The organism is Oleiphilus sp. HI0061, from assembly GCF_001635675.1.
The window spans coordinates 1-896 of sequence record NZ_LWFE01000052.1; the positions used below are offsets into that span (position 1 = coordinate 1).

An 896-nucleotide genomic window follows, 5' to 3' on the forward strand; every position below is an offset into this window, starting at 1 on the left:
ATTCTTAGAGTGCGGCCCAAGAAGTCGGCTCATGCCTATCAGACGGTATGGGCTGAGCGCGGTTCTCCGCTTAAATATCATACTGAAGATCAGCTTACAGCCTTGCGACAGGCTGTTAATTCAGGCGCAGAGAAGCCATCCATATTGTTCGATTATGCCATGCGGTATGGTGAGCCTTCTATTGCCAGCCGACTTGACCAACTGGCGTCACAACAATGCGATAAGCTTTTAGTGCTTCCTTTATATCCCCAGTATGCCAGTGCCACAGGTGGCTCAACATTTGATGCAGTCGCTAAAGATTATGTTTCCCGCCGCCAGATACCAAGCTTGCGTTTCGTGGCTAGCTACCATAATTACCCACCCTATATTGACGCGATTGTCGAGAGTATTCGTGAACATTGGAAACTGCACGGACAAGCCGAAAAGCTGCTTTTGTCTTATCATGGTTTGCCTAAATTTAGTCATGATAAAGGCGACCCTTACTATACCCAGTGTAATGAAACCAGTCAGTTGATTGCTGAGGCGCTTGAATTAAATGGTGATCAGTATATGACCGTTTTCCAATCACGCTTTGGCGCTGCAGAGTGGCTGCAGCCGTATACTGATGAAACGCTAAAATCCCTCGCGAAGCAGGGGACACGCTTTGTGCAGGTAATTTGTCCGGGTTTTTCTGCAGATTGTTTGGAAACTATCGAAGAAATTGGCGTAGAAAACAGGGACTATTTTCTTGAAGGTGGTGGCGAACGCTATGAATATATTCCGGCCTTAAATGCCAGTGAGGCGCATATCAAGGTGCTGGCAAGTTTAATAAATGAAAACGTGCAAGGTTGGTTGTAATGTGCAGGTCTTTGCAAGCGAGCTAAGGTAATAGGAGTTGATGATGAACTTTTTTAAAA

1 protein-coding gene is annotated in these 896 nt (G+C 45.8%); it reads left to right on the top strand.

What is annotated here, in order from left to right:
* The coding region (gene hemH / locus A3735_RS00760) for a ferrochelatase (protein WP_068637372.1) at nt 1-837 on the top strand (837 nt) is incomplete at its 5' end.
* Nucleotides 838-896: the final 59 nt, after the last annotated feature.